The organism is Nitrosomonas sp. ANs5 (assembly GCF_050584665.1).
Lineage (GTDB): Bacteria > Pseudomonadota > Gammaproteobacteria > Burkholderiales > Nitrosomonadaceae > Nitrosomonas.
In genome coordinates, this window is the sequence record NZ_JBEUDO010000093.1 from 1 (window position 1) to 4,268 (window position 4,268).

Genomic DNA, 4,268 nt, shown 5'->3' on the forward strand with positions numbered 1-4,268 from the left:
TATTTAACGAAAAGGATCGAAAAATCCGGCCAATCAGGCTCGTCCGCAGTAGATCAGTCTATTCTCGGACAGCCTCCTAGTCGCTGGCTCTGCCGCTATTCTCAGAATTTGCGCGCTACAACGACCTGGAATGAGCGCATATGAAAAATACCAGTGCGCTTGGCAAATGGAGCGCTGTCATTATCGCTATTGAATGCACAATAATGCGGCGCTTATTGCTAGCGTCCAGAGGTATGAAGGAAAATTGCAGCATATTGCTGTGCTCTTGACCAATAATCGGTGTCTAAAATTTAGACTGTCCAGAATAATCATTGCCGGCAGGTGAGTTAGTCCTGTTATTTGCAGATTATCCACAAGCTTGTACACAGGAATTGTGGAAAAAATCCATCAGAATCGTTTGTATAATAGTTTTCATTTTTTCTTTGTTCATGTGTGGTGGCATCCAATATCAAGGCAATAAGATATACTTCCCGCAACCAGAGGCCAAGCTGCCAATAAAGCTTCGTCACGGCGATGTAGTTTGGGTGCTTTGGGGGAAACGTCAGAATGAAGGCCCTGGGAAGTTTCCAAATGGCGGGTGGGCGCGGCTCGATTCAATCAAGGCGGGCAAGTGGAAACCTTGGCATCCCAGGCCGGTCTTGATTCCTGCCGATAGTTTCATGGAGAAAGACAACGAAAAGAAGTCTCATTGGATAGTGCTGGAATCCGGAATGATGATACAGGCGCTACTTGCCGAGCGAGGTGGTGAGAAGAGGGTCTATGTGGTAACTGAAGAAACTCCAAAGGATTACCAATGGATACATGATCGCTGGCCGCGGCTGGTGCGAGTGGCAGACATTGCCCAGAGCGGCAATCATGAGCCACGCGGACAGTGATCTGTGTTTTTCAAATATCGCCACAAGATTGTAAATGGCGACCAAGCGGGGCACCGGTATTGGGTGATACCGGTGCGATAAGGCATGATGGGTTCCTGCCATTCGCCATCTGCATTTTGATGTGAAATCCACTCGTCATGCCCACCCCGAGAGCCCAGGTCAGGCCGCATGCTGGTAATGATCAAGCTCTTGCCGTCCTTTGACAACCCGGTCCAGTGCATATGATCGCGGTAGGGGGGGGTGATTTTCGTCCCGAGACTTTCCGGTCCCTCTCTTAAAGAGTTAAAGCGAAATAAGTCCTCTGCATGGTTTGATTGTTGCGAGGATGCGTTTGTGATTCTTGCAGTTGTATTCGATGGGTTGTCATTGGGACATTGACCCCCCAAGACATGGTGGAGATTGGCTGAGCGTACCGCTCTTTTCAAGCCATTCTTCGGTGGTCATTGTGTGCAGCACAAGCGCATGAATGGAATGAGCCAACTCATCCGCCAGAACCTTGTTAACCATTCGATGACGTGTGAGCAGCATTTTTCCATTGAATTGATCAGAAACAATTGTTACCTTGAAATGGGATTCTGATCCTGCTGCTACATTGTGCCTATGGCTTTCATTGATGACTTCCAAAAACTGCGGTTGCAGGGATTGTAGCTTGGTCTCGATTAAATGCTTCATCTTTATGACATGTTTCTAAACTATTCTCGGCGAGGGTAGCAAAATTACGCTATGTAATGTATTACCTACCGGGTGTATGATCAAAGAAAATGCAGGAAGTGCCATAAACCACCTTACCACAGCCATGGTGCATGACCTACGCCCTGTGCTGCGGGGACAGTAACCGCCGCAAGGGTGTGCTTGCGCACCATAAAACTGGCGAGGGATTATTATCCCAAGAAGAATCGGGGATCTAATAAACTTGCGATCATGCCGTATCTTTCAGAGGATGCAGTGCGTCGCTCGGAAGTGCCTTTTCAGGGGCTGCCGGTCGCAGACATTAGCTGAGAAAAGTGCACGGTTTTGATTGGCCAGCACATGTTCTCACAGCGCGCGGAAAATGGCTGGAGACTGCACCGGTTTTACCCGGTTCATCTCAGCCTGCATTTGGCTCCGCTATAATAGCAACAAGGCCTAGTTTTTCATGCGATAGTTGATGCGGCCTTTGCTTAGGTCGTAAGGCGACATTTCCAGTTTGACTCGATCACCCAGTACTATGCGTATCCGGAAACGGCGCATTTTGCCCGACGTATAAGCCTGAATTTCTTTGCCATTCTCCAGTTCAACACGATAGCATTGGTTGCGTAAAACGTCGGTTACTCTTCCTTCCAGTTCAATAAGTTCTTCTTTAGCCATAATCAGTACCTCTCTATTGATGAACAATGTTTTAAAACATCTATCGAAGTGATGATGTTTTAAATCAGAAAAGTTCTGAATAAGTTGGATAGCGAGACAAACGCGGGCAGAACAAACTATATATAAAAGAGTTTGTATGCAGTCAGCAAGCCTATTGAGTCTGCTTTGAGCCTGGATTCCTCAGCAGGGTGGGCTGTGATGTGCGATTTTCAGGGCGCAGAGCAAGACACGATTTTGGTTGCAAGATTGTGCCACTTCAAGGCGTTGTGGCGCCACCCTGTGCTTTGCAGGTCGTGTAATTCGACCTGCAGCATTGTCACCAGCCGGGTGAGTTAATGCAGATCACCGTTGATAATTTGTCTCGCAATAGGTTGACCATGAAAGATATCGGTCAACTGATAAATCCAGCTTGAAAACAGCCTGCTGCCGCTAACTATATGACTTATTCAGTCATTTCTTAAAATAAATTTTTAAATATCTAATTTGCATCAAATGGATACGAGTGTCGCACGTGTAGCTTTGATAAGGATATTAAGCGACACTGTTTTGTCAGACACGTACTAACGCGGGGATTGCCGGCTTATGCCAGCAACATTTATGAATATTTTCGAGAGCTAAAAGAATAAACCCGCATCAGCGGGCCTGCTTTTAATTAATTCAAACGTTGGTGTTACGCTGACACAACATTTGTTGCTGTTGGATTTTTAATACACCATTGTACACGAAACTGGCCCGGCTGTCTTCCTCCCCAGTCTCCTCCTTCGTCCAGGTCTGCGTAAGCGCTGCAACTTTTGATTGCAGAGTCATGTGCAGATAGGCGCATCCTTGCTGCCGCTTCAGGCGCGAAAGGGCAATACCTTTGGCGGTATCAGGCTAAAGAAATTCATGAATGAATGGCCTGCCACGGATCGATACTCCTAGGCATGTGCCTGAAATGATCATAGCCTGATTTTAGTGTGATGCGACCTTGGTACGATATTCAAGTACATATTGAAATATGACAATGGTCATGAAATAACCTTGGCTGCGTATCTGCATGAAGCGTTGGAATTGACAGCGAGGCGTTTCTAGGCGGATTGAAGATTGGCTATCGGCTGACTTTCAACCAATATGTTCACAACAGATGAGAAAGTATGGAGAGGTGCAAATGAGAGAAAAAATTGTAGCATGTCTATCCGCATCGATACTATTTGCTCTCTCGATGCAGTTGGCCGCGGCGCCTGCAGCACCAGTACTTACTTATTCAACCAGCGGGTTCACTGTTACAGCTTCGTGGACCAGAGTGCCAGGTGCAACAGAATACAAACTGAACTATGCGCCATATCCCTGCGCTGGTCCGAATTCGATAAGCAGCTTGAATGTTGGATCGGATACCAGTTTTTCTGCGACATTATGGAACGGGGCTGCTTTTTATATTGCTGTTCAAGCTGGAGATAAGCAAGGTTTCAGTGAATATTCGAATATCGAATATTTCATTATTTCTCAGTCATCTGCAGATCTCACTGGTAACTGGGGAATGGTTGAAACTGCCGGGCCCAATAGCTGCGGAATCGGTGCGGGACTGCAGAATAATTACATTACTGCGATTAATCAGGCCGGAACTTTTTTGACTGCGCAACTGGAAACCGGGTTATTGAAAGGTAGTTTGGCGGGCAATACGCTTAAGCTATCCGGAACCTTGCAAGATGCCGGAACGAATCGGGCATACAAGCTCTACCTTACCGTTTCGCCGGACGGAAGAGAAGTCTCTGGCTCTGCATCATGGAAATTGACATCTAGCCACTATAAGTGCTCGGGCGTATCCTCTATTACTGGCTTGAGGCAGTATTGAATCACTTGCAATACAAACAATGGTATCAGGTGTTTGGTCCCGCGGTATATACCGGCGCTGGTTGTGACCATTGTGCAGAAAACCGGTCGCAAATCAAATCTTGTGCAAATCGGCATAGGGGGCAGCCATTATAAGCTGCGCCCCTGCCACACCACCCGGCATGCGGGTCCGCACCGGGCGGTTCGAGAAGTTGAGGTTATGAGAGACGTGGCACT

Annotated in this window: 4 protein-coding genes; 2 read left to right on the forward strand and 2 right to left on the reverse strand. The window is 47.2% G+C overall.

Annotation, left to right across the window (positions count from 1 at the left end):
- Window positions 1–311 precede the first annotated feature (311 nt).
- Entirely contained in the window at window positions 312–875 is a 564-nt protein-coding gene (locus ABTW62_RS13385; RefSeq protein WP_430905075.1) for a hypothetical protein, read from the forward strand.
- Window positions 876–1,238: 363 nt separating this feature from the next.
- On the opposite strand, the gene ABTW62_RS13390 is transcribed toward ABTW62_RS13385, so the two are convergent.
- Window positions 1,239–1,547: a BolA/IbaG family iron-sulfur metabolism protein gene (locus ABTW62_RS13390; RefSeq protein ID WP_430905076.1), complete on the reverse strand. Its 309-nt coding sequence runs from the start codon at window positions 1,545–1,547 to the stop codon at window positions 1,239–1,241.
- 453 nt (window positions 1,548–2,000) lie between these two features.
- A complete protein-coding gene (gene infA, locus ABTW62_RS13395) occupies window positions 2,001–2,222 on the reverse strand; it encodes a translation initiation factor IF-1 (RefSeq protein WP_090415668.1) in 222 nt (73 codons plus the stop codon).
- 1,147 nt (window positions 2,223–3,369) lie between these two features.
- On the opposite strand from infA, the gene ABTW62_RS13400 reads away from it, so the two are divergent.
- Entirely contained in the window at window positions 3,370–4,053 is a 684-nt protein-coding gene (locus ABTW62_RS13400; protein WP_430905077.1) for a hypothetical protein, read from the forward strand.
- Window positions 4,054–4,268: the final 215 nt, after the last annotated feature.

What these genes read in the sequence shown, in the direction of transcription:
- infA (WP_090415668.1), bottom strand. Translation starts at nt 2,222, where the DNA reads ATGGCTAAAGAAGAACTTATTGAACTGGAAGGAAGAGTAACCGACGTT.
- ABTW62_RS13390 (WP_430905076.1), bottom strand. Translation starts at nt 1,547, where the DNA reads ATGAAGCATTTAATCGAGACCAAGCTACAATCCCTGCAACCGCAGTTT.
- ABTW62_RS13400 (WP_430905077.1), top strand. Translation starts at nt 3,370, where the DNA reads ATGAGAGAAAAAATTGTAGCATGTCTATCCGCATCGATACTATTTGCT.